Origin of the sequence: Pectobacterium aquaticum (assembly GCF_003382565.3) — a bacterium.
Classification (GTDB): domain Bacteria; phylum Pseudomonadota; class Gammaproteobacteria; order Enterobacterales; family Enterobacteriaceae; genus Pectobacterium; species Pectobacterium aquaticum.
This window is the reverse complement of the sequence record NZ_CP086253.1, coordinates 3,541,831-3,566,797: the sequence shown is the minus strand read 5'-3', so window position 1 is coordinate 3,566,797 and position 24,967 is coordinate 3,541,831. Positions and strand designations below refer to the sequence as shown.

Annotated in this window: 24 protein-coding genes, 1 other RNA gene and 2 pseudogenes; 13 read left to right on the top strand and 14 right to left on the bottom strand. The window is 49.2% G+C overall.

Translation table 11 applies throughout. The features are described from left to right. Positions 1–17 precede the first annotated feature (17 nt). Positions 18–172 (bottom strand): annotated as a pseudogene (locus DMB82_RS16530) (type II toxin-antitoxin system RelE family toxin); the annotation flags it as partial. After that, complete coding sequence (locus DMB82_RS16525; protein ID WP_116163308.1) at positions 162–413, bottom strand: type II toxin-antitoxin system Phd/YefM family antitoxin; 252 nt, start codon at positions 411–413, stop codon at positions 162–164. The gene DMB82_RS16525 and the pseudogene DMB82_RS16530, both read right to left, overlap by 11 nt. Positions 414–542: 129 nt before the next feature. Between DMB82_RS16525 and DMB82_RS16520 the strand changes: the two genes are divergently transcribed. Both DMB82_RS16520 and DMB82_RS16515 read left to right on the top strand, forming a co-directional pair. Next, a complete protein-coding gene (locus DMB82_RS16520; RefSeq protein WP_116155464.1) occupies positions 543–1,013 on the top strand; it encodes an STM2901 family protein in 471 nt (156 codons plus the stop codon). Continuing rightward, positions 998–1,342: a DUF1493 family protein gene (locus tag DMB82_RS16515; RefSeq protein WP_116163310.1), complete on the top strand. Its 345-nt coding sequence runs from the start codon at positions 998–1,000 to the stop codon at positions 1,340–1,342. The genes DMB82_RS16520 and DMB82_RS16515 overlap by 16 nt, the downstream gene beginning before the upstream one ends. 282 nt (positions 1,343–1,624) lie before the next feature. Here the strand turns inward: DMB82_RS16515 and ssrA are convergent. Together ssrA and smpB are read right to left on the bottom strand one after the other, a co-directional pair. Continuing rightward, positions 1,625–1,987: a transfer-messenger RNA gene (gene ssrA, locus DMB82_RS16510) on the bottom strand. A 49-nt stretch (positions 1,988–2,036) separates the two neighbouring features. Then, on the bottom strand, positions 2,037–2,519 hold the full coding sequence (gene smpB / locus DMB82_RS16505) for an SsrA-binding protein SmpB (RefSeq protein WP_102118193.1): 483 nt from the start codon (positions 2,517–2,519) through the stop codon (positions 2,037–2,039). Positions 2,520–2,674: 155 nt separating this feature from the next. Between smpB and DMB82_RS16500 the strand changes: the two genes are divergently transcribed. Next, on the top strand, positions 2,675–3,121 hold the full coding sequence (locus tag DMB82_RS16500; protein WP_102118194.1) for a type II toxin-antitoxin system RatA family toxin: 447 nt from the start codon (positions 2,675–2,677) through the stop codon (positions 3,119–3,121). Continuing rightward, positions 3,111–3,392, top strand: a complete 282-nt coding sequence (locus DMB82_RS16495) for an RnfH family protein (protein ID WP_219606231.1) — start codon at positions 3,111–3,113, stop codon at positions 3,390–3,392. Before DMB82_RS16500 ends, DMB82_RS16495 begins: the two co-directional genes overlap by 11 nt. Before the next feature lie 238 nt (positions 3,393–3,630). Here the strand turns inward: DMB82_RS16495 and bamE are convergent, their stop codons facing one another. The 3 genes from bamE to nadK form a co-directional block, all read right to left on the bottom strand. Beyond that, positions 3,631–3,966 carry an outer membrane protein assembly factor BamE gene (bamE, locus tag DMB82_RS16490; protein WP_010282437.1) on the bottom strand — a complete coding sequence of 112 codons (336 nt, stop codon included), beginning with the start codon at positions 3,964–3,966 and terminating at the stop codon, positions 3,631–3,633. A gap of 152 nt (positions 3,967–4,118) precedes the next feature. Beyond that, complete coding sequence (gene recN / locus DMB82_RS16485) at positions 4,119–5,780, bottom strand: DNA repair protein RecN (protein ID WP_102118195.1); 1,662 nt, start codon at positions 5,778–5,780, stop codon at positions 4,119–4,121. An 81-nt stretch (positions 5,781–5,861) separates the two neighbouring features. Continuing rightward, positions 5,862–6,740 carry an NAD(+) kinase gene (gene nadK, locus DMB82_RS16480; protein WP_102118196.1) on the bottom strand — a complete coding sequence of 293 codons (879 nt, stop codon included), beginning with the start codon at positions 6,738–6,740 and terminating at the stop codon, positions 5,862–5,864. A 149-nt stretch (positions 6,741–6,889) separates the two neighbouring features. Here nadK and grpE point away from each other — a divergent pair, with 149 nt between their 5' ends. Together grpE and DMB82_RS16470 are read left to right on the top strand one after the other, a co-directional pair. Further along, positions 6,890–7,477 carry a nucleotide exchange factor GrpE gene (grpE, locus tag DMB82_RS16475; RefSeq protein ID WP_039533923.1) on the top strand — a complete coding sequence of 196 codons (588 nt, stop codon included), beginning with the start codon at positions 6,890–6,892 and terminating at the stop codon, positions 7,475–7,477. A gap of 262 nt (positions 7,478–7,739) precedes the next feature. Continuing rightward, the gene (locus tag DMB82_RS16470; RefSeq protein ID WP_102118197.1) at positions 7,740–8,978 is read left to right on the top strand and encodes an Nramp family divalent metal transporter; all 1,239 of its coding nucleotides are present in this window, start codon (positions 7,740–7,742) and stop codon (positions 8,976–8,978) included. Positions 8,979–9,044: 66 nt separating this feature from the next. Here the strand turns inward: DMB82_RS16470 and DMB82_RS16465 are convergent, their stop codons facing one another. Then, positions 9,045–9,248: a 2-hydroxymuconate tautomerase family protein gene (locus DMB82_RS16465; protein ID WP_039355555.1), complete on the bottom strand. Its 204-nt coding sequence runs from the start codon at positions 9,246–9,248 to the stop codon at positions 9,045–9,047. Positions 9,249–9,519: 271 nt separating this feature from the next. On the opposite strand from DMB82_RS16465, the gene nudK reads away from it, so the two are divergent. From nudK to DMB82_RS16435, 6 genes are all read left to right on the top strand, one after another. Continuing rightward, a complete protein-coding gene (gene nudK / locus DMB82_RS16460) occupies positions 9,520–10,101 on the top strand; it encodes a GDP-mannose pyrophosphatase NudK (RefSeq protein ID WP_102118198.1) in 582 nt (193 codons plus the stop codon). A gap of 381 nt (positions 10,102–10,482) precedes the next feature. After that, complete coding sequence (locus DMB82_RS16455; protein ID WP_116163312.1) at positions 10,483–11,748, top strand: ABC transporter substrate-binding protein; 1,266 nt, start codon at positions 10,483–10,485, stop codon at positions 11,746–11,748. A 63-nt stretch (positions 11,749–11,811) separates the two neighbouring features. Next, positions 11,812–12,693, top strand: coding sequence for a carbohydrate ABC transporter permease (locus DMB82_RS16450; protein ID WP_039274971.1), 882 nt, complete (start codon positions 11,812–11,814; stop codon positions 12,691–12,693). Position 12,694: 1 nt separating this feature from the next. Further along, complete coding sequence (locus DMB82_RS16445; RefSeq protein ID WP_039274968.1) at positions 12,695–13,507, top strand: carbohydrate ABC transporter permease; 813 nt, start codon at positions 12,695–12,697, stop codon at positions 13,505–13,507. 36 nt (positions 13,508–13,543) lie between these two features. Beyond that, positions 13,544–14,629: an ABC transporter ATP-binding protein gene (locus DMB82_RS16440; protein ID WP_116163314.1), complete on the top strand. Its 1,086-nt coding sequence runs from the start codon at positions 13,544–13,546 to the stop codon at positions 14,627–14,629. A gap of 210 nt (positions 14,630–14,839) precedes the next feature. Beyond that, positions 14,840–16,363 (top strand): glycosyl hydrolase 53 family protein, encoded by a 1,524-nt coding sequence (locus DMB82_RS16435; RefSeq protein WP_116163316.1) that lies wholly within the window; start codon positions 14,840–14,842, stop codon positions 16,361–16,363. A gap of 70 nt (positions 16,364–16,433) precedes the next feature. On the opposite strand, the gene DMB82_RS16430 is transcribed toward DMB82_RS16435, so the two are convergent. Together DMB82_RS16430 and licT are read right to left on the bottom strand one after the other, a co-directional pair. Continuing rightward, entirely contained in the window at positions 16,434–17,471 is a 1,038-nt protein-coding gene (locus tag DMB82_RS16430) for a LacI family DNA-binding transcriptional regulator (RefSeq protein WP_116163318.1), read from the bottom strand. Between the two features lie 227 nt (positions 17,472–17,698). Continuing rightward, the gene (gene licT / locus DMB82_RS16425; RefSeq protein WP_102118204.1) at positions 17,699–18,568 is read right to left on the bottom strand and encodes a BglG family transcription antiterminator LicT; all 870 of its coding nucleotides are present in this window, start codon (positions 18,566–18,568) and stop codon (positions 17,699–17,701) included. A gap of 207 nt (positions 18,569–18,775) precedes the next feature. On the opposite strand from licT, the gene DMB82_RS16420 reads away from it, so the two are divergent. Next, positions 18,776–19,903 (top strand): ISAs1 family transposase, encoded by a 1,128-nt coding sequence (locus DMB82_RS16420; RefSeq protein WP_102119602.1) that lies wholly within the window; start codon positions 18,776–18,778, stop codon positions 19,901–19,903. A gap of 67 nt (positions 19,904–19,970) precedes the next feature. Here the strand turns inward: DMB82_RS16420 and DMB82_RS16415 are convergent, their stop codons facing one another. The 4 genes and pseudogenes from DMB82_RS16415 to tal all read right to left on the bottom strand — a co-directional run bounded on the left by DMB82_RS16415 (position 19,971) and on the right by tal (position 24,811). After that, positions 19,971–21,398, bottom strand: coding sequence for a glycoside hydrolase family 1 protein (locus DMB82_RS16415; RefSeq protein ID WP_102118205.1), 1,428 nt, complete (start codon positions 21,396–21,398; stop codon positions 19,971–19,973). 64 nt (positions 21,399–21,462) lie between these two features. Continuing rightward, positions 21,463–23,412, bottom strand: a complete 1,950-nt coding sequence (locus tag DMB82_RS16410) for a beta-glucoside-specific PTS transporter subunit IIABC (RefSeq protein ID WP_116163200.1) — start codon at positions 23,410–23,412, stop codon at positions 21,463–21,465. A 350-nt stretch (positions 23,413–23,762) separates the two neighbouring features. Further along, positions 23,763–23,867: pseudogene (locus tag DMB82_RS16405) on the bottom strand (transketolase-like TK C-terminal-containing protein); the annotation flags it as partial. After that, positions 23,861–24,811 carry a transaldolase gene (gene tal / locus DMB82_RS16400; protein ID WP_116163198.1) on the bottom strand — a complete coding sequence of 317 codons (951 nt, stop codon included), beginning with the start codon at positions 24,809–24,811 and terminating at the stop codon, positions 23,861–23,863. The gene tal and the pseudogene DMB82_RS16405, both read right to left, overlap by 7 nt. Positions 24,812–24,967 lie beyond the last annotated feature (156 nt).

Here is a 24,967-nt window from a genome sequence, read left to right as displayed (position 1 = left end):
GGCTGCTTTATAAACTTCTTGTAGCAGTCAGCCATTCCGTGAAGACGATTGGCGGGAACGTGGGGATTTTGTAAACCTCTTTCAGTTTTTTGGTGAACTGCTCCCGCACGGGCGCGCCCAGCTTCTTAAATTCTTTCAGTGCGTGCTCTTCAAACTCCAGCTTATAACTCATCCAGATCGACCTTCACATGTTTCCCCTTCATCCGGGAACGGGCAATGTTGGCGAGTTCGATATCTTCCTGATAGTCGGCCAGCGCTTCCCATGTTTCAGGAGAAACATAGTAGCCAGAGATACGGCCATTGGTTAGCACGGCTACAGGCTCGCCGTTAGCTTCTTTAAGCGCGGCATTAGGGGACTTTTTAAAGTCGCTGATACTCACGGCTGCATTTGCAAGGATTGGTTGTACGGACATAATCAGCCCCTTTTAAGTATGATATTTGATACTGAATTTAGCGCTTAACCAAAAAGGCAGTAACATCACGGTATAAATGTGACACCAAATAAAATAATATTGAAAATACATTAAAAACAGGGAGGTTTAATGGAGACTACCGAGGAACTTAATAGCACGTATTACTATCACGGTCATGGGAATTTAACTGCCGGAGAGTTATTTAACCTGATCTTTCTTGAAAATTTTTCTTCTCGTACCGGTTTAGAAATTACAGCGGCGGCGCTGATCCTCTCAGGGCAACCTTATCTAAAGGTGTCAGGAAAACTATCTGCCGCCACAGCAACACCCGGAACGAGTGTTGCTTCCAAAGTATCACGAGCATTGCTCAGAGATTTATGTTTCCCTTATGGGCTAAGGCCACTTACGCCTATGGGAAAAAATCTTGCGACATTGAAGATGGTTCCAACGAATAAAATTGCCTCTTTTGTTGGTCGTTATATTCCATGGATAGGCTACGTCCAATTGATTGCTATAATGCAATCGGTAGCAAGGGACACCCGTCGACAGTATAACCTGATCGCTAGGCCAGAAGACCGCATTGAATGGACGTATTTCTGATGAACAAAAGAGATATCGAAAATGAGATTATTCAATATCTCATGGAACGTTACCCGATTAGGAAAAATTGGTTTAAATCCGGAATTAGACAAGTCACTAAAGACTGGAAGTTACAGGATGATTATCAGTTTCTACCAGAGGATGCTCACGATTTCCTTCTTGATGTATTCGGACATTTTAATATTGAGCATTCAAACTTTGATGGAAGAAATTATTTTGAATATGAGTATCCAATCTGGCAAAAGAAACCACTATCGAAAGCGTTAAAACCGCTCACTGTCGGGATGATTATTGAGTCAGCTAAAGCAGGGAAATGGTTATACGATTAGAGGCATCTAATTATTGAAGTGTTTGGACGTAAAAACCGGCTGGAGCCGGTTTTGTCGTTTCTGGTGTCTACATCGCCGACTCACATTTGGGCAGCCAGTCGGCGTCTGATTCGTCTTTCAGCCAAAGATTAACCAGTATGCTCAGTTTGCGTATACCTAAACGTAGCCAATAACCACCGGATATCGTTGGACTATTACGGACACAAAAAAGCCCGCAGGGCTTGCGCCATGCGGGCTTTTCGTACTTCATCGGACTTATCTGGTAATACCCGATGTCTAAATTGGTGGAGCTGGGGGGATTTGAACCCCCGTCCGGAACCACTCTACCGTCGGTACTACATGCTTAGTCTATCTTTACATTCGCTTGCCAGCTGCGAATAGACACGCCACTAACAAACTAGCCTGATTAGATTTAGTGCTTCAACCCCAGGCAAGGCATCCACACGATCTCTTTTGGGTTTGACCTCTCTTGATCCCCGTCCTAAGAGCGGAGGCTAGGGAGAGAGGGCTAAAAGCAGGTTATTAAGCTGCTAAAGCGTAGTTTTCGTCGTTTGCGACTATTTTTTTGCGGCTTTTTACGAGGCAAACCGCCCCTCGGCATGCACCTTGGGCTTTGCAAATCCCGTCGAATCCAGAATCAGCCCCAAGAAACTGTTGCCAGTATACCAGAACTTACCGTTGTTAAGCCAGTGGCTTAACGATTGGCGTTCTTCATGATACGGGCTTTGTCTAACTTCCATTCACGTTCTTTGATGTCATCACGCTTGTCGTGATCTTTTTTACCTTTAGCCACGCCGATTTTGACTTTGCTCCAGGCATTTTTCCAATACATGGATAGCGCGACGACCGTGTAGCCTTCACGACTGACGCGGCCAAACAGTGAATCCAGCTCGCGTTTGTTGAGCAGGAGTTTGCGCGTGCGTATTGGATCGCACACCACGTGTGATGAAGCCACGTTCAGCGGCGTGATCGTTGCGCCAAACAGGTAAGCTTCACCGTTCATGAAGGTGACATAGCTGTCGCTGAGGTTTGCTTTGCCTGCGCGCAGTGATTTGACTTCCCATCCTTGCAGCGCAAGGCCAGCCTCAAATTCTTCCTCAATGAAGTATTCGTGACGGGCGCGCTTGTTCTGCGCAATGGTGGCGGAACCGGGTTTGTATGCTTTTTTCTTTGTCATAGTGCCGTCATTATACTGGATGTCATTGGGAATGAAATCCCCGCCGTGCGTCCGTGTCGTGGTTAATGATATCGTGCGATAAACTTCGCAGAATTTTTGCCTGTCGGGCTATCAGTGATATTATTTTGCGCGTTTTATGAATCACGGAAAAGAGTATGCCAAAGATAAGTCGTTCCGCACTGGTGCCATTCAGTGCGGAACAGATGTACAAGCTGGTGAATGATGTCGCTTCTTACCCCGCGTTTTTACCGGGCTGTACGGGGAGCCGTGTGCTCTCTTCCTCAGAAGGAGAGATGATCGCCGCAGTCGATGTTTCCAAAGCCGGTATCAGCAAGACATTTACTACACGTAATACGCTGACGCACAACCAGAATATCAATATGCAACTGGTCGATGGCCCCTTCCGTCAGTTGGGGGGCGACTGGCATTTTACGCCGTTAAGCGCCGATGCCTGTAAAGTCGAGCTGCATCTGGAATTTGAATTCACCAACGCCTTGATTGAACTCGCTTTTGGCAAAGTATTCAAGGAACTGGCAGGAAATATGGTGCAGGCTTTCACGCAGCGAGCAAAAGAGGTCTACCGTGTCCGCAATGCAGGTTGATGTGGTCTATGCGTTGCCGGAACGCCAGTATCTACGCACCGTGAAGCTGGAAGAGGGCAGCACGGTTGAGCAGGCGATTGTGGCATCGGGCCTGCTGGAACTGCGCCATGATATCGATTTACAAGTGAATAAAGTCGGTATTTACAGCCGCGCGGCGAAGCTGACTGATGTGGTGCAGGAGGGGGATCGCGTGGAAATTTATCGTCCGCTGATTGCCGATCCGAAAGAGCTACGTCGTCAGCGCGCAGAACGTGCTAAGAGTAAATCCTGAACGATGTCATTGAACGGCACATGACGTTTTCCTGAGCGTCCTTACCTTAATGCCCTTACAACAAAACACAGGCAAACCTGAAGTGTTCAGATTTGCCTGCTGTTATACCCGCTAGACATCAAGCCGCGTGTGCGTTGGCTTCCTTCACGTACTCCGCCCATTGTGGGTTTGGTCTTAACTTGCCACTTCTGGCTGCCAGAATCGTTCATCCCGATTCAGCCGAACGGCATTGAAAGCATTAATCCAGCGCGGGCTTGTTGTTGATGTTGGTTAACACGCCACTGCCGCTGAAGGTCAGCGTCAGCGTCTGCTGTTTTACCGATTCATGACCAGGCTGCTGGCGGAAGATGTAAAACCAGGTATCGCTGCCAAACGGATCCTGCATCATAGGAGTACCCAGCGTATAAGCGACCTGTTGTTTGGTCATGCCGGTGTGAATTTTCGCAACGTCAGCCGGTGCCAGATAGTTTCCCTGATTGATGTCCGGCCGATAGACCACCTTTTCCAGTGTGGAACAACCGGCAGTCAGCATAACAACCACCGCGGCGACGACAGTCAGCGTTTTACAGCGCATAGTGATTACATTCCTTAAGGGCATAGGTTGCCGATGATAATAGACCTTGCAGGACTTGGAAACCTGCAAGGCGATTGTATGACCTCAGGAAGGTAAAAAAGTTGAGCTTTTTTATCGCTGATGCACCTTTCTTGCCCTGTCGACGGTGAATTTTAGGCTGCCAGCAATTCTTTGGCATTTGCCAGCGTGTTTTTGGTGACGGCGCTGCCGCCAAGGAGTCGTGCCAGTTCTTGTAGCCGAGCACGTTTATCCAACGGCTGCATCAGCGTTTCCGTTTCTGCACCGTCCGTTTGTTTGCTCACGAAGAAGTGCTGATGACCGCAGCCCGCGACCTGCGGCAGGTGCGTCACGCACATCACCTGTGTAGATTCGCCGAGTTGGCGCAGCATTCTGCCGACGATGGCGGCGGTTGGTCCGCTAATACCCACATCGACCTCATCGAAGATCATCGCGGGCGTGTCCATTTTCTGTGCGGTAATCACCTGAATAATCAGTGCGATACGTGATAACTCACCGCCCGAAGCCACTTTTGCCAGCGTCTGATGCGGCTGGCCGGGGTTCGTGGTCACGCGGAATTCGATACTGTCGGCACCGGTGGCCGTCAGGTTGTCTGGCGTAAATTTCACATCAATGGAGAAGTGGCCGTGTGGCATTGCCAGTTCACGCATATTGGTGGTGATGAGCTGTGCCAGTTCGCTGGCGTGGTGCTGACGGCGCACGTGTAGCTGTTCTGCAAGGTGCAACGCCTGCTGATGGTATTCGCCGACGGAAGCGCTAAGCGCGTCATGGTCGCTTTCCTGCTGCGCCAACTGTTGCTGTTCTTCTAATAGCTGTTGATGGAACGCTGGGAGCGCCTCTGGAGCAACGTGGTGTTTGCGTGCCAACGCGAGCTGACGCGACAGGCGTTGTTCCAGTTCATACAGCCGAATCGGGTCAAGATCCATCTGTTCGCTGTAGTGGCGCAGCTCATCGCTGGCTTCGCTAAGCTGAATGCCGGCTTCTTCGAGCATGGACAGCACGCCGGACAGTTTGTCATCCATACTGATGAGTTCGCCAAGCTGATGTTTTACGCTGTGCAGCATACTGATGATGTTCTGCTCGTCGTCTTCGCTCAGCAGTTGCATGGCCTGTTGGCTCATCGTCAGTAGCTGACCGCTATTCGCCAGACGCTTATATTCAACGTCAATCTGCTCATATTCTCCGAGCTGTGGGGAGAATTCATTCAGCTCTTTTAATTGGTATTGCAGCAGTTCCCGGCGAGCCTCGCGCTCAATGGCTGCCTGTTGCAACTGCGCCAGCGCGCGGCAGCTTTGGTGCCACTGATGCCAAACCTGCTGCATAGCAATCAGCAGTTTTGGTTCATCGGCATAGGCATCCAGCAGGTGTTTTTGATGATCGGGTCGCAACAGTAGCTGATGGGCATGCTGGCCATGTACCTGAATCAGGTGTTGACCGAGTTCGCGCAGTTGAGACAACGGCACGGCGGTGCCGTTAATAAAGCCGCGTGAGCGGCCATCGGCGCTAATCACGCGACGTAGCAGGCACTCGTTGCTGTCATCCAACTGGTTTTCTTCCAGCCACTGACGTGCCGTTGGGGTATCTGCCAGCGCAAAGCGGGCACAAATGTCGGCGCGGGCGGTGCCCGGCCTAACCATGCTGGCGTCAGAACGATTTCCCAGACATAAACCGAGGGCATCAATCGCAATTGATTTCCCCGCACCGGTTTCCCCAGTTATAACGCTCATTCCTGACTGAAAATCGATTTCTAATTCGCGCACGATGGCGAAGTTACTGATAGTGAGTTGCGCCAGCATGATAAACCTCTGTATGTAATCACATGTGATTACATACAGTATAAACTGGTTTTATATACAGTAAAGTAGCTGGGTGAAATTTTAGAATAATTTTTTTGACCAACCGAGTTTTGAACTTAGTGTATTGAAATAGCTGTAGTTTTTTGGGTGGATCAGATTCAGATAATATTCGCTGCGGCGAATCAGGACTTCTTCGCCTTCCTGTACCGGTAACGCAATCTGGCTGTCACAGCTGATCTCCAGATCGTTGGTAATGCAGGAAAATTTCAGCCGAATCGTGCTGCTGCTGTTGATGACCAGCGGGCGTGCTGACAGCGTGTGCGGGAACATGGGCACCAGCGCAATGGCATCCAGCGACGGTGTTAGGATTGGGCCGCCAGCGGAAAGGGAATAGGCAGTGGAGCCTGTAGGCGTGGCGATAATCAGGCCGTCTGAACGCTGTGAAAAGGCGAATTTGTCGTCAATATAGACTTCAAATTCAATCATATGTGCAACTTTTCCTGGGTGAAGCACTACTTCGTTAATAGCGGTACTGATACTGTCGGGCTGGTTTTCGCGGCAAACGTGCGCTTCCAGCATGAAACGCTGTTCGCTCAAATAATGGCCGTCGAGAACGTCAGAAAGCTGCTGCTGCGCCTGATCAGGATCGAGATCGGTCAGAAAACCGAGGTTGCCACGGTTCACACCGATCACCTTGATGTCATAGCGCGACAGCACGCGTGCTGCGCCGAGCATATTGCCATCACCGCCAACGACAACTGCCAAATCCGCCTGCTGGCCGATGTCAGCAAGGCTACCGGTCGGTGCGTCTTTTAGATTCAACTCACGAGCGATCTGTTGCTCGATCAGAACCGAGTAGCCTTTGTCGGTGAGCCAGTGATAAAGCATCTCATGCGTTGCCAGCGCCGTTGGGTGGCGCGGATGGCCGACAATGCCAATACAATTAAACGGCCTGTTCATTGTAAGCGGTGTGTTCATTGCTGTTTTTGTCCTCAGCGTAGTGTATCGGCAGCGGCTGGAACCAATATGTGACTGGTTCCCTTGAATCCCCGATTTTGATCCCCATAATAAGCAACTAGCGAGATTAATGCTAAACCGCGGAGAATTTCATGAGTAGTAAAGAACAGAAAACGCCTGACGAGCAAGTCCTGGATCAAAAGGAAGCAGCAAAAGGGCAGCAAGCGGATGCCACGCCAGAGACGGCAGACGTAGCTGACCCGCGTGATGCGCGCATCGCCGAACTGGAAACCCAGTTGAGCGAACTGCAACAGCGTGAACGTGACAATATGCTTCGCGTCCGTGCTGAAGCCGATAACATTCGCCGCCGTGCGGAAATGGATGTTGAGAAAGCGCATAAATTTGCGGTAGAAAAATTTGCCAGCGAAATGCTGCCAGTTATCGACAATCTGGAACGTGCGCTGGATACGGCGGACAAGGCCAATGAATCACTGGCTGCAATGATTGAAGGTGTTGAACTGACGCTGAAATCGTTGCTGGATGCCGTGCGTAAATTTGGCATCGAGGTTGTGGGTGATGTGGGCGTACCATTTAACCCAGAAGTGCATCAGGCGATGACGATGTTACCTTCGGCCGATCACCAGCCGAATCATGTCATGATGGTCATGCAAAAAGGCTATACGCTGAACGGCCGTTTGCTGCGTCCAGCGATGGTTGCGGTATCAAAAGCGCAAGACTGATACACGCACCCTGTTTACAACGTAGCTTTATTCCGAACCCCGTGCCCACCGCATGGGGTTTTTTGTTTATATGCCCCGTCATACTGAATTATTTAGTGTACATTTTGTTAAGATTTGTTTGATAAAAAAGATGTTTTTTAGGTTTTGAATGACTCATCATCATTAGCTATCAAAAGAATTGGTATTACCACTCTAAATGCACTTGATAATCATTATCGTTTTTGTGAGAGTAATAAAACAACAGTGTTAGAAGGGTCATACTATGCCGGGTAGCCGTGTTATTGAGTCAACAAGCCGCACATCAAGGAAGGTCAAACTTTCTCTGATGGGCCCGGCGTTTATTGCGGCGATTGGTTATATCGATCCGGGTAACTTTGCCACTAACATCCAGTCTGGCGCGGCCTATGGCTATACGCTGCTGTGGGTGGTGGTGTGGGCGAACCTGATGGCGATGCTGATCCAGCTGTTGTCCGCCAAATTGGGGATCGCAACGGGTAAGAACCTGGCGGAACATATTCGCGATCGTTTTCCGCGCCCAGCCGTTTGGGCGTATTGGGTGCAGGCCGAAATTATTGCGATGGCGACCGATCTGGCCGAATTTATCGGTGCGGCGATTGGTTTCAAGCTGCTATTGGGCGTGTCGCTGCTGGAAGGCGCGATCCTCACTGCCATTGCCACCTTCCTGATTCTTATGCTGCAACAGCGCGGGCAGAAGCCGCTGGAGATGGTCATTGGCGGCCTGCTGCTGTTTGTGGCGGCGGCGTATATTGTTGAATTGGTCTTCTCTCAGCCTGAGCTGTCCGCGTTAGCCAAAGGCATGGCAATCCCGAGTCTGCCGACCTCCGATGCCGTGTTGCTGGCCGCCGGTGTGTTGGGGGCGACCATTATGCCGCATGTGATTTACCTGCACTCTTCCCTGACGCAGCATGAGGGCAACCACACCCGTGCCGAGCGTTATTCGGCAACGAAAGTCGATGTCGCGATTGCGATGACCATCGCCGGATTCGTCAATCTGGCGATGATGGCAACGGCCGCGGCGGCGTTCCATTTCAGCGGCAATCAGGATATTGCCGATCTGGATAAAGCCTACCTCACGCTGGAGCCGCTGCTGGGTAAAGCCGCCGCGGTCATTTTCGGTCTGAGTCTGGTGGCGGCGGGTCTGTCTTCTACCGTTGTCGGTACGCTGGCGGGGCAGGTGGTGATGCAAGGATTCGTGCGCTTTCATATCCCACTCTGGGTACGCCGCACAGTGACAATGCTGCCGTCGTTTATCGTGATTCTGTCCGGTATGGATCCGACGCGGGTGCTGGTGTTGAGTCAGGTGGTGCTGAGCTTTGGGATCGCGCTGGCGCTGGTTCCCTTGCTGTCCTTCACCGGCAACCGTGAACTAATGGGGACGATGGTGAACGGAAAATGGGTACAGCGCATCGGCCAACTCATTGTCGTACTGGTAGTTTCCCTCAATATGTATCTGCTGATGGATACGATGTTGGGGATATAAAACGGGTGCCACCGATTATTACGTCAGAATAGCGTGGCACCTTTCTACTCTTTATCACTAGCTGGCTTACTGACTGGCCTTCCTCAACTCCGTCACCGGCACGCCGCCGATCCCCCAGTTGTCCGTTTCAACTTCATCAATCACGACCACGGTGGTTTTCGGGTTCTTATTTAGCACATCGACCAGCAACTGGGTGACGCCTTCAATCAACTGACGCTTTTGTTCAGCGGTGACGCCTTCATTGGTGATTTTGATGTTGACGTATGGCATAGGTTCTCCGGGATTAGGGTAGTGGTCGACGGTAGGGGAAGCAGAGCCCTGCCGCGATAAAAAGTGCTGCTGCGCTACATAGCATCGCTGATACACAACGCATATATCAAGCCCAACTCCACGGGGTCGATCTCGCGGGAGCCGGGCTGTTTTACCGTAGCTGTGGATACCTTCTTATCCGTTTATGCCGCCGCTAAAAGTGGATATGATGAATTCGCGTTGTTTATATAAACGAACCATCCCTTCAGTCATCGAGCATCGAGGTGTTTGCATGTCGTCTCCCATTGATATCGTCGAAAAGAAGCTGCTATCCGATAATTGGTATATTCTGAATAAATATACATTTGATTTAAAAAGAAATAATGGCGGCTTGGTTCGCCAAGTTCGTGAAGTTTACGATCGTGGTGATGGTGCGACGATTCTGCTGTACAACCGGGCGAAAGGTACGGTGATTCTGACACGACAATTCCGTATTCCCACCTACGTCAACGGCAACGAAAGCGGCATGCTGCTGGAAACCTGCGCGGGTTTGCTGGACGACCATTCGCCCGAAGAATGTATCCGTAACGAGGCCATCGAAGAAACGGGCTATGCGATCGGCAACGTGGAAAAGCTGTTCTATGCCTACATGTCGCCGGGCAGCGTGACGGAGCGTGTGTACTTTTTCGCTGCTGAATACGATGAGTCGCAGAGGGATAATCTGGGCGGTGGTGTGGAAGATGAAGACATTGAGGTGCTGGAACTGCCGTTCAGCGAAGCCGTCGCGATGATGAACGATGGCCGGATTAAAGACGGTAAGACCATTATGCTGCTACAGCATGCGATCATCCGCGGCTGGTTTGCCAAGGCATAGGCCTGTTTTGCGGCACACGGGTATCCCATGTGCCGCTGGATTTTCTGTGGTAACGCTTTCATTTTTGCGTAATTCCACGATGAAGAGGTGATTATGGTTAATATGCGCTGATTAACCTTTTTATACTGTCATTTTTTGTTTTATTTTCAATGGTATGTGGTGGGTTTTGCTTTTATTTTAATCATTTTTATGGGCTGGTATGGGCTTTATAGGAGGAAATTTTTCCTAAATTTTTTGTATTTAGATCGAATATTTAGTCATTTTTCTCCTTGTTGTGTGACCCGTATCACCGGATGGAAGAATGTAAGCGGTGTAACTCGTTGCTTCATTATGCAGTAACTCATATTCTCTCTTTACAAAAAGTAAAGAAGGACTGCTCTGATGAAGATCAAGAATAAAGTATCTACCCTATTTGCAGTTTCATTCCTCACGCTGGGCTTATCGAGTCACAGCTTGGCTGCTGAAGTCACCGTGTGGGCCTGGGATCCTAACTTCAATGTTGCGGCAATGCATGAGGCATCGTCGATATATAAAAAAGCCGATCCAAGTTTTAGTCTGAAAGTGATCGACTCCGGTAAAGAAGATATTGAGCAGAAATTAAATACCATGTTGGCTTCAGGGGTTAAAAACTCGCTTCCTGATATTGTGCTTATTGAAGATTATAATGCTCAGAAGTATCTTCAGGCTTATCCTGACTCGTTTACCCCATTACAGGATGCTATCGATTATAGCCAGTTTGCACCTTATAAAACGAAGGTGATGACGGTAGGGGATAAGGTATACGGTGTTCCTTTTGATTCCGGCGTGGCGGGAATGTTCTATCGACTCGATTATCTGGAGGCTGCCGGATATAAAGAGAGTGATATGGTGAATATTACCTGGGATAAATATATTGAAATCGGTAAGCAGGTAAAAGCGAAAACCGGTGTTGATATGCTGACCTACGATATGAATGATGTAGTTCTCCCTCATATTATGATGCAGTCCGGTGGAGAATGGTTCTTCGATAATCAAGGACAACTCAATCTCACCAAAAATAATGCACTGAAAGAAACGTTAAAAACAATTAAAGCGATTAATGACGCGAAAATTGCACGTCCTATCTCAGGCTGGTCGAGTTTTGTCGGGAGCTTTAATGCCGGAAAATCGGCGAGTGTGGTTTCTGGCGTATGGGTGATTGGCTCCATTAAAAGTGCTGAAGATCAGAAAGGCAAATGGCGTGTCGCGCCGATCCCACGGCTGAACCTCGACAAAGCGGTACATGCTTCCAATCAGGGGGGATCGAGCTGGTATGTCTTAAAAGGTGGCAAAAATACTAAACAGGCGATTGAATTTTTGCAGAAAACCTTTGCGGCAGATAGCAATATGTATCAAACCCTTTTGGTTGATCGCGGTGCGCTCGCCACCTTCCTTCCCGCCACTTCCGGCCCTGCTTACGCGGTACACGATCCGTTCTTTGGCGGGCAACCCGTGTTCGCTGATTTCTCTAAATGGGTGACTGAAATTCCACAGGTTTCCTACGGTATGTATACCCAGGAAGTTGATAACGCCATTGCTGCTGAAATACCTGCATTACTGAAAGGCGATTCTGTTGATGACGTTTTAAAACGCGCCGAAGCGACATTAAAAAATCAGATTATGCAGTAGCGAGTGTGAGCTTGAGGGCGGCAAGCCCTCAAGTATTTCTCTCCAGAAATCGATGGTGTGATAATGATGTATAAACCTAAAATGAATAGGCTTTATAACATCAACGGCTGGGCTTTTGTCGCTACCGCTGTTGGGTTAATTGCCTTAATGACGATATACCCTATTTTCAAATCACTGTGGCTTTCTTTTCAGTCTGGCCGTGGTGTGGTGACACAATTTGTTGGCCTGGGAAATATCATTCGTTTATTCAGTGATCCTATGTTCAAAACGGCACTTTGGAATACGTTAACGTTTCTGGTAATCCAAGTCCCCATTATGATTCTATTATCACTGGCTATTTCTTCTTGTTTGAACTCGTCTCAGCTTAAATATCGCCAGTGGTTTAGAATAGCGATCTTTTTACCTTGTGTGACCTCACTGGTGGCCTACTCCATTCTTTTCAAGAGTATGTTTGAACTGGATGGCGTGATTAATTCATTCTTGCTGTTTATTCATGTTATTGACGATCCGATTCCGTGGTTGTCCGATCCTTTCTGGGCGAAAGTGACCATCATTATTGCCATTACATGGCGCTGGACGGGATATAACATGATATTTTATCTTTCTGCTATGCAGAATATTGATAAGTCAATTTATGAGGCGGCTAGGGTTGATGGCGTCAGCCCCATTAAGCAGTTTTTCTTCATCACCATACCCTTATTGAAACCGGTTATTCTTTTTACCAGTGTGACATCAACCATTGGCACATTACAGTTGTTTGATGAAGTCATGAATATCACGAATGGTGGTCCGGCAAATGCGACGCTGACGTTATCGCTTTATATTTATAATTTGTCATTCAAATTTGTACCGAACTTTGGCTATGCGGCAACGGTTTCATACGTGATTGTTGTTTTCTCAGCAATACTGGCGCTGATTCAGTTTAAAGCAGCACGGAAGGGATAATATGAGAAAAAGTAAAATTAACAGCATGCTGATGCATATTTTTCTTGTGCTGATGAGCATTTTCTCGCTTTTCCCATTCTATTGGATGGTGGTATCGAGCACGAATAGCACCAGCCAAATCAACATGGGTAAATTCACGTTTGGCGATCAATTACTGGTCAACTTTACCAATCTGACGAGTCAGGTGGATCTGGCATTAGTGTTTTGGAATACCTCAAAGATTGCATTGATCAGTACGGTGTCAACGCTGGTGGTGTGCTCTATCGCAGGTTATGCCTTTGAGATTTATTCCAGCAAGAATCGTGAGCGTGTCTATGTCGCACTATTAACGACGATGATGATCCCGTTTGCAGCATTAATGATCCCGCTTTTTACCATGTTTGGTAAGGCTGGCTTACTGGATACGCATTTTGCCGTTGTCATGCCGACGGTGGCCGGTGCGTTTATTATTTTTTACTTTAGGCAATGTACGAAAACGTTTCCGAGAGAGTTGATCGATGCTGCGCGCGTGGAAAGCGTCGCGGAGTGGAAAATTTTCTTGTATGTCTATGTACCGATTATGCGAGCCAGCTATTCCGCTGCGTTTATCATTGTTTTTATGACGTCATGGAATGCCTTTCTCTGGCCGCTTATTGTCCTCCAGTCTAATGAATTAAAGACGATTAATCTGGTGTTATCCAGCTTTGCTTCTGCCTATTCTCCAGACTTCGGGCTTATTATGGTGGGAACAGTCATCTCTACTCTTCCTAGCTTACTTATCTTCTTCGCCATGCAAAAGCAATTTATCGCCAGCATGACGGGCGCAGTGAAGTAATACGCGCGCAATGGCAAATTAAGTTTGAGGTTCAACATGGCTGATATTTTATTAAAAAATATAGTGAAGCGTTACGATAAGACTGAAACCATCCATCGTATTAATCTTGAGATTAATTCAGGCGAATTTGTGGTCTTCGTCGGTCCGTCGGGGTGTGGTAAATCGACGTTGCTGAGAATGATCGCAGGATTGGAAGATATCACGGATGGCGAAATTCATATTGATAACCGTTTAGTTAACCATTTCGATCCCGCAGAGCGGGGGATTGCGATGGTGTTCCAGTCTTACGCGCTGTACCCGCATATGACGGTGGCTGAAAATATGGGGTTTGGGTTGAGAATGAACGGGCACCCCAAAGCTGAAGTCGAAAAAATGGTGCGTAAGGCCGCGATGACGCTCCAGCTAGAAGCACTGTTAGACCGCACACCGAAACAGCTTTCTGGCGGTCAGCGTCAGCGTGTTGCGATTGGGCGTGCCATTGTGCGCGATCCTAAAGTGTTCTTATTCGATGAGCCCTTGTCGAACCTCGATGCCGAATTACGCGTGGAAATGCGTTTACAGATTGCCCGGCTTCATCAGGAAATGCGTAACACCATGGTTTATGTGACGCACGATCAAGTCGAAGCGATGACGCTGGCGGATAAAATTGTGGTGTTAAACAAGGGATATATTGAGCAGGTTGGGACACCGATGGCGCTCTACCATAAGCCAGAAAATCTTTTTGTCGCAGGTTTTATCGGTTCGCCGAATATGAACTTTCTACCTGGCGAAGTGCTACAGGTTGAAGGGAACAACGTGAGTATCTTGATCAATAAGCTCAATACGCTTTCCGTTAATCTTGCTAACCACGGATTGTGTGCCGATCAGAAAATTACCGTGGGTATTCGCCCTGAACACCTGAGTATTGACCCGAACGGTGGGGACGTCAGCTTGTCGATCACGAGTGAGGTCACGGAAAGGCTGGGTAATGCGACCTATATTTTTGGTGCGTATTCTGGCGTTAATAATTTCAAGGTTCATTTGTCGGGTGATAATAGTATTGTGCCTTACTCAACGATTCCGCTGACGTGCCGTAGTGAACATCTGCACTTTTTTGATGAAAATGGAAAGCGGATTAATTAAAAATAAAATGTCTGTCATGACGAGGATAACGCCATAGAAAACGTCATGTTGAATAAGTGAAAAATTTAGAAAATAGCTAAGCAGCCATTAATGGCTGCTTGGTTTATTCTGTGAAATTTATTTTTATCAGTATCCCCCTCTATTTTTAATCTGTACCTGGGTATTTATGTAATAAATGCCCTTTAAGCGTGTTACCTCAAGGAGAAATGAATGAAAAAGAATAATTATTCAGGAATCATCTCTATATTGTTAATGCTGTTTATAGGGTTTATGTCAGCCAATTTGGCGAAAGCGGCGCAGCCGTTTGCTTACGGCGCGGATATTGGCTGGGTAAAGCAATTAGAAGATCGCGGGGTAAGCTGGCGTGATGATGCAGGAACGCCGCGCGATGTATTACAGATATTGCGCGATCACGGTATAAACGCTGTACGGTTACGCATTTTCGTTAATCCCGACCCCAGTGCGCTATGGCATAAAGATAATACGACCTGGACGATGCTTGGCTATACGGATAAAACCCGCGTGGTGGATGCCGCGCAGCGCGCCAAAGCGATGGGAATGCGCGTCATGGTGGATTTCCACTACAGTGATGTTTTCGCGGATCCGGGTCATCAAATAAAGCCAGCGGCGTGGGCGAACTACAATCTGAGTCAATTAACGACGGCCGTTTATAATCACACTCATGAAGTGATGACTGCGTTGGTATCCGCTGGCGTGACGCCGGAATGGGTGCAGGTCGGCAACGAAATGAACCCGGGCATTTTACTCCCGGAAGGTAGCACAAGCCGGTTTGCCAATCTAACGCAGCTACTGAATGCGGGCTATGATGCGGTTAAAGCGGTCAGCCCTTCCTCTAAGGTGATCAGCCATCTGGCGCATGGGAATAATAATTCAAACTCTCGCTGGTTTTTTGATAATTTCCTCACCACGCACGGTGGGAAAACCGATGTGATTGGCTTTTCGTTCTATCCCTACTGGGAAGGGAAAAATTATTGGGAGCTCACTGGCGCTCTGGCGAGCAATCTCAATGATATGGCGAGCCGGTATGGTAAGGAAGTCATGGTCGTTGAAGTCGGCGGTTTGGAAACCAACCCGACAGACAGTTACTGGACGATCAGGGATACGATTAATCTTGTTAAAGCCGTGCCGGGAAATAAAGGGATTGGGGTTTTTTATTGGGAACCAGCGGCTAATGCAAAGGTGCTACCGGATGGCTACGCTTTAGGCGCGACGACGCAAGTTTCAACCAATGTATTGCAATTTACCCGAGCACTGGACGCGTTTGCCGAATCGCAAATCAATTTCGTCAACGGCACCCGCTATAAAATCGTTAATCGACACAGTAGTAAATCGCTGAATATCGTGAGCGGTTCGAGTGAAGATGGCGCATGGGTTGAACAATACAGTGACGGCAACTGGGACAGCCAGCGTTTTTATTTTAACGCGATTGGCAATGGTTATTTCAATCTGGTGAATGTGAATAGCGGAAAGTACATTGATGTTAATTTCAGTGCCAATGAGGATGGTGCGCAAATTCTCCAAATGTATAACACCGGCCATTTTAGCCAGCAATGGCTGATTTTGGATGCCGGCGATGGCTATTATAAAATCATGAATAGGAACAGTGGGAAGCTTTTGGATGTTAACAGCCGTTCAACAGAGAACGGTGCATCCGGTATTCAATGGCATGATAACGGGGGATGGAATCAGTTGTGGAAAATAACCGCTAATTGACGCTCTCTGGCCGCGTAGCTTGCTTACGTGGCCGGTATATTCGTAAGGATAGGAAAGATAAGGGGACGTATTATAAAAGGGCATCGTTGAGTGTGAAGCTTTCGCGCCACATCATCTCATAACCAATCTGTACGTGTTTTTTATAATAGCGTCCTGCCACCAGCTCTAAAAACAGATCGACGGCGGCTTCGCCCATTTCAGTGGGGTAAAGTCGCATTGTGGTCAAACTGGGATTGAGATGCTGTGCTGTGGGGATGTCATTCATCCCAACCACTTTTATTTGCTTAGGAATGGCAATACCTTTCTCTTGAATCGCTCGGTACACGCCAATAGCGATAATGTCTGTCGCCGCGAACACGACATCAGGCCACTCTTTTTGTTGCAGCAACTCATTCATCGCCTGATAGCCGGACTCAATACAGAATAACTGACTGACTTTGCATCGCGACTCGTCGTAGATACCGTGTTTTTGCGTTATCTCCTGAAATACATGCAGTCGACTCTCATTGTTCCCTATAAATGCGGGGCGCTGAGCGCCGCTATTCACAATGTAATACAATACTTCGCGTGCGGCCGCTTCCCGATCAAAAAGCACGGCGTCACATTGTTTATCGAGAGGGGCCGAATCGATAAAAATCAGATTTTTATTTAATGAAGAGATTAAGGCGATATCGCTATCGCTAAAGTGACCTACGCAAATGATCGCCTGCGCTTGAGATAAAGTCTGGCTATTGGATGATAAATTGGTGGTGAATAGATTGCGTAACGAAATATTAAAATGGTGGCAGCGGTTTTCAATGCCAATACGCATTGCGGTGAAATAAGGATCGTTGAGTTCTTCTGAGGGCGTAAGAAAGTGGACGACGGCGAGATTTAATAGATTGTCATTATCCATTTTGAAATGAGAACGGACAACAAGCGCGTTCTCTAACCTTTTTTTCTGCTGCTTACGTTGTGTGGGCGATAAATAGGCCAACTCATGGGCAATTTTCTTGATGAGTTGGCGCTTTTCTTTGGTTATTGACAGGCTGGGATCGTTATTAAGTACGCGAGAAACGGTTGAGGCTGCCACCCCAGCTTTTTGAGCGATATCTGTAATCGTTGCCACAAAAAATTTTCCATAATTTGCTTATGAAAATGATAGTAGCTAATGCCTTATTGATTGAACATGCCCAGTAACCAAAAATGCGATGAAATCTTCAGTCATCGCCGTGTCACCCGCATGGGTTGTTCCTTGTCCAAATGGACTATCAGGGATGGGTTCTTGTGCGTGTTGCACTTGTGAGGTCATCAAAACGAGGAGATGCAGTAGCGGCAGGAAAACCGCTGATCAATTTATCGCCGATTGGGCGCGCTTTCCTGTTCTGGGGTGATACGGACGATATGAATAATTAGGTACAGCATTTCATCGTTAGAAATGTCGATGTTGAGCAGGTTGTGAATATAGTCTTTGATCAGTCGGCTGCATTTATAGGCATCAGGATATTCTTTGGTGACTTGCTCAAAAATAAAGTCATCATTTGAATGAATCAGGCTATTTTCCAACAGACGCTGAATAAAGAATTGCATGTGCGTCAGGAAGCGGGAGTAGTTAATCGACTCTTTATCAATCACGATATGGAAGTTGTATTGGATGATATTAAAGATATCTTTCAGCATCTTGACCGACTGGAGCGTGTTCTCCATATTCTGGACGTCGGTTTGGGCGTTGACTAAATGAAACGCGATATTGCCCGCTTCCTCTTCAGGCAATTCCAGCTTCATCTGTTGGTTAATGTCGTTGAGCGCCCGCGAGGCAATCGCAAATTCCTGCGGGTAAAATCGCTTTACTTCATAAAGCAGACGATTTTGTATGCTGATGCCTTTGCGATAGCGCTCAATCGCAAAACTGATATGGTCGATCAGCGTAAAAAAGACCTGCTCGCTCAAGCGACTATGAAGCTGCCGGTTCGCATCATCAATAATCTTATTCACGATATGAACATATTCTTCCCCGACGTGCTCAATCAGACGAGCAAATTCGCGTGGCGATGTACCATCCTTGAGAATAAAGGTCTTCTCAATTTTGGCCGGATCGAGAATATCGCCGGTCTTGCTGTTAAAGCCGATTCCTTTCCCCATAACAATGATTTCGTTGTTATCTGCATCGGAAGATAACACCAGGCTATTGTTCAGTATTTTTATTGCTTTTATCGGTTCAGCCATCATGCGTTTCTTGAGTGGTTCAGTGAGAAAATCAGTGAGATAAGCCTGTCCCCTAATTTGTCACGTTGTGGGAAATAGGCTTCCTGCAACGTGACATATCCGGCGTCGTGCTCAGGGCAAGATCATGAACGTTTTTTGCACAATTCGACGTCAACATTGACCTGACGAGTCGACTATGATCTTATGCTCCTCTTTTGAGGAGTGACCATGAATTTAGATACCATCAAAGCGCATTTCAGTATCATCCGCGATGAACGACAAAGCGCAAAAGTGGATTACCCACTGTTTGATATTTTGTTTGCTTCAATCTGCGCAGTGATAGCGGGAGGCCAGGGCTGGACTGACATTCGTGAGTACGTTCTCGGCCATCATGACTGGTTCCTTAAACAGGGCTTATTTGAAAAAGGTGTGCCCGTTGATGATACCTTTGCTCGCCTAATTTCAAATATTGAGCCCGCTGAATTCCGCGATTGTTTTCTCGCCTGGATGAAAGCCGTGCACAAGTTAACCTGTGGTGAAGTCGTCGCTATTGATGGCAAGACTTTGCGCGGCTCTTATGACAGAGACGACAGGCAAAGCACCATCCATATGGTAAGTGCCTATGCCAGCGCCAACCAACTCGTATTGGGCCAGCTTAAAACTGATGCTAAAAGCAATGAAATCACCGCGATACCCGCGCTGATTCAGATGTTGGACTTGCGAGGTGCCATCGTGACAATTGATGCGATGGCCTGTCAGACCAAGATTGCCAAGGCGATTACGAGCAAAGGTGGCGACTACTTATTGGCAGTTAAGGGCAATCAAGGCAAGTTAGCGGCAGCGATACAGGCCGCTTTTACCCCACATCGGCGCGCGCCAATTGACAGGGGCATATCTCAAGTTGAGAAGCAGAAAAGCCGAGTGGAGGCACGCACTTACCATGTACTGGATGCCAGTGATATGGTTGGGGATTTCTCTGCCTGGCTCGGGCTAACCAGCATAGTCATGGTCGAAAGTTACCGCGCAGCAAAAGGCAAAGCGCCAGAGTTGGAGTACCGCTACTACATCAGTTCAGCCAAACTAACCCCAGAGCAGGCCGGAGATGCGATACGGGCCCATTGGGGTATCGAGTCCATGCATTGGATTTTAGATGTCAGTATGCGAGAGGATGCTTGCCAGATTTACCGAGAAAACGCCGCAGAAAACTTGGCAGGGTTAAGGCACATGGCGCTGAACATGCTCAGAGCCGAGCCAACGAAGATTAGCGTACCGATGAAACAAAAACGCTGCATGATGAAACCCGTGTTCTTGGAGCAAGTTCTTATGGCTGGATTAACGTCAATGGTTAAATGTTGATCACTCATGCGGACGCCCTGGGCGTCGTGCTCATCCCCGTTTTAACAACGTGTACTGGATATAGGTATCACGGGACGCTGGGAAATAAGCGCGCTCCATTTGATTCTATGACACCTTGATACCAGTAAAAACTTTTCTTTTTGATGCGGCGCAGGTCTTTCAGATCAAATTCGTCGCGGTTCACGTAAATAAACCCGTAGCGTTTACCGTAGCCCTGATGGGTGCTGACCACATCGATCGCCGACCACGGGCAATAGCCAATAAGATCAACGCCATCGCTGATGGCGAGCTGCATCTGTTCAATATGGCGAGCAATAAAATCGATGCGATATTGATCGTCGATCGTACCGTCGGCCTCAAGCTTATCCGGCGCGCCCATGCCGTTTTCCGTAATCAGGATCGGCAGATGATAGCGCTCGTAGGTTTTCCGCAGCGTTAAGCGCAAGCCAACGGGATCGATCACCCAGCCATAAGGCGTTTTATCAACGTGCGGGTTTTCCGCTGCACGATAAACACCGGGTTCGCCCAGCATGATTTGCTGATCGCCCGCGCGGGCGCTGACATCCGACGCATCGCCTTTGCTGGCGGCAATGGTGGCGGTGGAGTAGTAGTTGATCGCCACGTAGTCGGGCTTTCCTGACTGTAGGATATCGTCATCGCCAGGTAATGTTTCCGGTGCCAGACCGCGATCTTCCAGATAACGCCAGGCCAGCGCGTTGTAGCGGCCGTGCACGGCAACATCCAAAAAACTCCAGCAGCGCAGCGTTTCCCAGTTGTGTGCGGCGATAGCATCTTCCGGTTTGCTGGTGGCCTGATACATAGACGTGGTGTTGATCGCCGGACCAATCAGGCCATTGGGCGCGAGTTCGTGACACAAGGCCATGACCTGCGCCTGTGCCAACATCATGTGGTGGTTTTGCTGATACAGTGCTTTTTTAGACGGTAACACGCCACCTTTCGGCAGGCCAATTGCGCCGGGATGCAGAATCATGGTGTTCTGTTCATTGATTGTCAGCCAATATTTTACCTTGTCGCCGAAATGCGTAAACAGCGTGCGGGCGTAGTGAACAAAGGCATCAATCGTGGCGCGATTCTGCCAGCCGCCTTGTGCCTCAAGACAATAAGGCAAATCGAAATGGTAGAGCGTGACGACCGGTTCGATATTGTGCGCGTTCAACTCATCAATCAGATTGTTGTAAAACGCGATACCCAGCGGATTGATGGCACCGGTGCCATCGGGAAGAATACGTGTCCAGGCGATAGAGAAGCGATAGGCCTTTAAGCCGAGCTCCGCGAAAAGCTGCACATCTTCTTTAAACCGATGGTAGTGATCGCTGGCGACGGTGAAGTCGGCAGTGTTTTCTGGGTGCTGGCATTGATCAATGATCGACGGGCTTTTCCCATCGGCCTGCCAGCCACCTTCTACCTGATAAGCCGACGTCGACGCTCCCCACAGAAAACCTGCTGGGAAGTGTTTTTGCTGTTGATAGTGCATATTTTTCTCACATACAGGGAGACTGAAAAGCATTGGGCACCTTGCCCAATGCTTTTATGGATCGTCAGGCGTTCACTTTCATGATGGTATCCAGCGGGGCGATCGGCTGTGGTGCGGTACAGACGACGCTGGCGTACTCATCGCTATTGATGATCACGACTGGCGTAACCGGGTCGTAGCCCAGACGCATGATTTCATGCAGATCGACGCTAATTAGCCTGTCACCTGCGCTAACCCGGTCGCCCGGTTTGATATAGCCGGTAAAGTGCTTGCCGTTGAGGTTCACCGTGTCCAGACCGACGTGAATCAGCAATTCTAAACCGTTATCAGCCCGGATGCCGATGGCGTGCTTAGACTCAAGGAACGTGATGATTTCGCCACTGACGGGCGCGACCACTTCACCGTTGTCAGGAATAATCGCCACGCCTTGCCCCAGCAATCCCTGTGAGAATACGTCATCGTTGATGTCACTCAGCGCGACCAGCTTGCCGGACAGCGGGCTGAGTATCGTTTGTGGTTCTGCGCGGCTTTCTGCGGCCTGCGTTTTTTGCGCGGTAGTGGCTGCCGGTGACGCTTGGCGTTGGTCTGCCTGAGCTGAGTCGGTTTGGACACTGTCAGTTTCATCCACCGGATCGTCGAATCCCATGATCCAGGTGAGAGCAAACGTGACGACAATCGCAATGGCGCAGGTGATCAGCGCATGGACGATGTTCATCGGGTTTTCACCAATGAAAGCAGGCAGCGCTGCCAGCCCCGGTGAGACGAAGGCGTAGCGAACCAGCCCAGCTAAACCAGCATAGATACCCGCACAGCCCCCACCAATCATGGCGGCAATCAGCGGTTTCTTCAGTTTCAGCGTCACCCCGTACAGGGAAGGTTCGGTGATACCCAGCAGCGCGGTGAAGCCCGCCGAAGAAGCCAGCTGTTTCAGATTCTTGTTCTTGGTTTTAAACGCGACGCACAGCGTGGCGGCACCCTGCGCAATGTTGGAAGCCAGCATGCCGGGCCCGTTGATCATCTCGAAGCCGTTGCGAGTCAGCTGTGAGGTGGCAATTGGCGTCATCGCCCAGGCGGTGCCGGTGATCACCAAAAACGGTTGCAGACCGCCCATCAGCATCGGGATTAACCAGCTTGCCTTGCCGTCAATGATCGCCGCGCCGTTGGCGACCAGATCGTTGAGGAAAATACCGAAAGGCCCAATCACCACCAGCGCGAGCGGCGCGGTAACCAGCAGCACGATCATCGGCTTGGTGAAAAATTTGATCATCGAGGGCGAGATCTTTTCGGCAAACTGCTCGATGTAAGACATGATCCATACGGTAAGAATGATCGGCAATACCGATCCGGCATAGTCCGCCAGCCGCACTGGAATACCGATAAAGCTGATGGGGCCGCCGGAGGCTAGCAGCTGAGCCAGATTCGGGTGCAGCAATGCGCCAGCAATCGTCATCGCCAGAATCGGGTTACAGGCGAACTTGATGGCGGCACCGTAAGCCAGCAGCACAGGCAGGAAGAAGAAGGCTGCATCGGAGATAGTGTCCAGCAGGCGATAGGTCGTGCTGTCGGCGGAAATTAACCCCGTCAGCTTGAGGATCGCCAGCAGGGCTTTAATCATCCCTGCGCCGGTAATCGCCGGGATAACGGGCGTGAAGGTGGTGGAAATCACGCTGATGATTTGCGAGAAAATGCCGCCTTTTTTCTGCGGTTCTTTACTGCTGGCAGTGCGCTGGCCGTTCATCTCGCCAATCTCGTTCAAAATCGCCCGGTAGGTGACTTGAACGTCGTTGCCGATCACCACCTGAAACTGGCCGCCGCGATCGACTACGCTGATAACGCCGGGAAGTTTAGCAATCGCGTCTGCCTGTACGGCATCGCTGTCGTTGAACTCGAAACGTAAGCGAGTGGCGCAGTGGGTCAGTTTGCTGACGTTCTGCTTGCCGCCGCTTAACGCGAGGATGTCGAATCCAAGTTTTTGATAATTCGTTTTTTGATAATTCGTTTTTTGATAATTCATAGTGTTACCCTGTATTGACGCCAATTAGGCCAAAAAAAAAGACCAAAATAAAAATGCACCTCTAAAAAAGAGGAAATGCATTTTTACTTTGGTCTTGCCTGCCGAAGCAGTAGCACGCCGCGATAAAAATAGGCTGGTGCAACTTGTGGTGTTGCGCCGCAATATCAGCATGCGGCGCTGGAGTCATGCAATATACTCAGGTGAATTAATTGATCTGGATCACAAACCATAGCGCGGTTTGCGATCCTTTTGCGCGCGATATCGCAGTCTACTATCGGTGTTTTACTGCATCGTCAGTTTACCGAACCGCCGCTTTACTTCAGCAACGCCTGCGCTTTTTCGACGACGTTATCGAACGCATCCGTAGACGGCATGGACACTACGCGCACCTTGCGGCCTGCGGCAGTCAGTTTGTCATACGCGCCGACAGCCAGTTCGACTCCAGACGTTACAGCTTGGCCGCCAACAGTGCTTCCAGCTTTTGTTGATCGGCAGCGAACAGGCGAATGCCTTCCGCCAGTTTATCGACGGCCATCGCATCCTGACAGTGTTCCCAGCGGAACTCGGCTTCAGACAGCGGCGAAGGGGGATTGAACGCTTCGGTCGACGGCGTCAGTTGGCGTTCGACCGGAGCATGGCTGTTTTTCAATTGCTCCAGCAGCGCGGGGGAAATCGTCAGGCGATCGCATCCCGCCAGCGCCAGAATCTGTTCCACTTTGCGGAAGCTGGCGCCCATGATCACGGTTTGGTAGCGGTGGCGTTTGTAATAGTCATAAATATGACGCACGGAGATCACGCCAGGATCGCTCTCAGCCTGATAGTCGCGGGTGGGCTGCTTTTCCTGATGCCAGTCATAAATCCGACCAACAAACGGCGAGATCAGAAAGACGCCCGCTTCGGCGCAGGCGCGCGCCTGAGCAAACGAGAACAGCAGCGTCAGGTTGCAGTTGATCCCTTCTTTTTCCAGCTCTTCAGCCGCGCGAATCCCTTCCCAAGTGGCGGCAAGCTTGATCAGAATGCGTGAACGCGGGATGTCTTTTTCCTGATACATCCCAATGAGCTTGCGCGCTTTCGCTACGCACATACCGCGATCGAACGAGAGGCGAGCATCCACTTCGGTGGAGATGCGGCCCGGGATGCTTTTCAGCACTTCTGCACCGATATTCACGGCCAGTCGATCGCTAGCGTTGATGAGCCGCGTTTCCGGACTACCGCCTTGTTGGTTTGCATAGGCGATCGCGTCATCAAACAGTGGTTGATACTGGGGCAGGGTGGCGGCTTTCAGAATCAGGGACGGATTTGTGGTGGCATCTTGTGGCGAAAATTGACGAATAGAGTCGATATCGCCGCTATCGGCGACCACCACGGTAAATTGCTTAAGGGCTTCTAATTGATTCATGATTGAGCTCCTTGATGTAAAAGAGAAATGGCCTGCGCAAAACAGAGCCAACACACTGCACCATGAGGACGTGGAATAACATGCGCTTTTTCCGATTGCTGCGGTTGGGCTCTCTCGACTGAACACTATTTTGCTGCACGGAAAGTCGGTTGAACG

Bases quoted from the DNA above. Each gene is read 5' to 3' on its own strand.
- DMB82_RS16525 (WP_116163308.1), bottom strand. From the start codon at position 413: ATGTCCGTACAACCAATCCTTGCAAATGCAGCCGTGAGTATCAGCGAC.
- DMB82_RS16520 (WP_116155464.1), top strand. From the start codon at position 543: ATGGAGACTACCGAGGAACTTAATAGCACGTATTACTATCACGGTCAT.
- DMB82_RS16515 (WP_116163310.1), top strand. From the start codon at position 998: ATGGACGTATTTCTGATGAACAAAAGAGATATCGAAAATGAGATTATT.
- smpB (WP_102118193.1), bottom strand. From the start codon at position 2,519: ATGACAAAGAAAAAAGCATACAAACCCGGTTCCGCCACCATTGCGCAG.
- DMB82_RS16500 (WP_102118194.1), top strand. From the start codon at position 2,675: ATGCCAAAGATAAGTCGTTCCGCACTGGTGCCATTCAGTGCGGAACAG.
- DMB82_RS16495 (WP_219606231.1), top strand. From the start codon at position 3,111: ATGCAGGTTGATGTGGTCTATGCGTTGCCGGAACGCCAGTATCTACGC.
- bamE (WP_010282437.1), bottom strand. From the start codon at position 3,966: ATGCGCTGTAAAACGCTGACTGTCGTCGCCGCGGTGGTTGTTATGCTG.
- recN (WP_102118195.1), bottom strand. From the start codon at position 5,780: ATGCTGGCGCAACTCACTATCAGTAACTTCGCCATCGTGCGCGAATTA.
- nadK (WP_102118196.1), bottom strand. From the start codon at position 6,740: ATGAACAGGCCGTTTAATTGTATTGGCATTGTCGGCCATCCGCGCCAC.
- grpE (WP_039533923.1), top strand. From the start codon at position 6,890: ATGAGTAGTAAAGAACAGAAAACGCCTGACGAGCAAGTCCTGGATCAA.
- DMB82_RS16470 (WP_102118197.1), top strand. From the start codon at position 7,740: ATGCCGGGTAGCCGTGTTATTGAGTCAACAAGCCGCACATCAAGGAAG.
- DMB82_RS16465 (WP_039355555.1), bottom strand. From the start codon at position 9,248: ATGCCATACGTCAACATCAAAATCACCAATGAAGGCGTCACCGCTGAA.
- nudK (WP_102118198.1), top strand. From the start codon at position 9,520: ATGTCGTCTCCCATTGATATCGTCGAAAAGAAGCTGCTATCCGATAAT.
- DMB82_RS16455 (WP_116163312.1), top strand. From the start codon at position 10,483: ATGAAGATCAAGAATAAAGTATCTACCCTATTTGCAGTTTCATTCCTC.
- DMB82_RS16450 (WP_039274971.1), top strand. From the start codon at position 11,812: ATGATGTATAAACCTAAAATGAATAGGCTTTATAACATCAACGGCTGG.
- DMB82_RS16445 (WP_039274968.1), top strand. From the start codon at position 12,695: ATGAGAAAAAGTAAAATTAACAGCATGCTGATGCATATTTTTCTTGTG.
- DMB82_RS16440 (WP_116163314.1), top strand. From the start codon at position 13,544: ATGGCTGATATTTTATTAAAAAATATAGTGAAGCGTTACGATAAGACT.
- DMB82_RS16435 (WP_116163316.1), top strand. From the start codon at position 14,840: ATGAAAAAGAATAATTATTCAGGAATCATCTCTATATTGTTAATGCTG.
- licT (WP_102118204.1), bottom strand. From the start codon at position 18,568: ATGGCTGAACCGATAAAAGCAATAAAAATACTGAACAATAGCCTGGTG.
- DMB82_RS16420 (WP_102119602.1), top strand. From the start codon at position 18,776: ATGAATTTAGATACCATCAAAGCGCATTTCAGTATCATCCGCGATGAA.
- DMB82_RS16415 (WP_102118205.1), bottom strand. From the start codon at position 21,398: ATGCACTATCAACAGCAAAAACACTTCCCAGCAGGTTTTCTGTGGGGA.
- DMB82_RS16410 (WP_116163200.1), bottom strand. From the start codon at position 23,412: ATGAATTATCAAAAAACGAATTATCAAAAAACGAATTATCAAAAACTT.
- tal (WP_116163198.1), bottom strand. From the start codon at position 24,811: ATGAATCAATTAGAAGCCCTTAAGCAATTTACCGTGGTGGTCGCCGAT.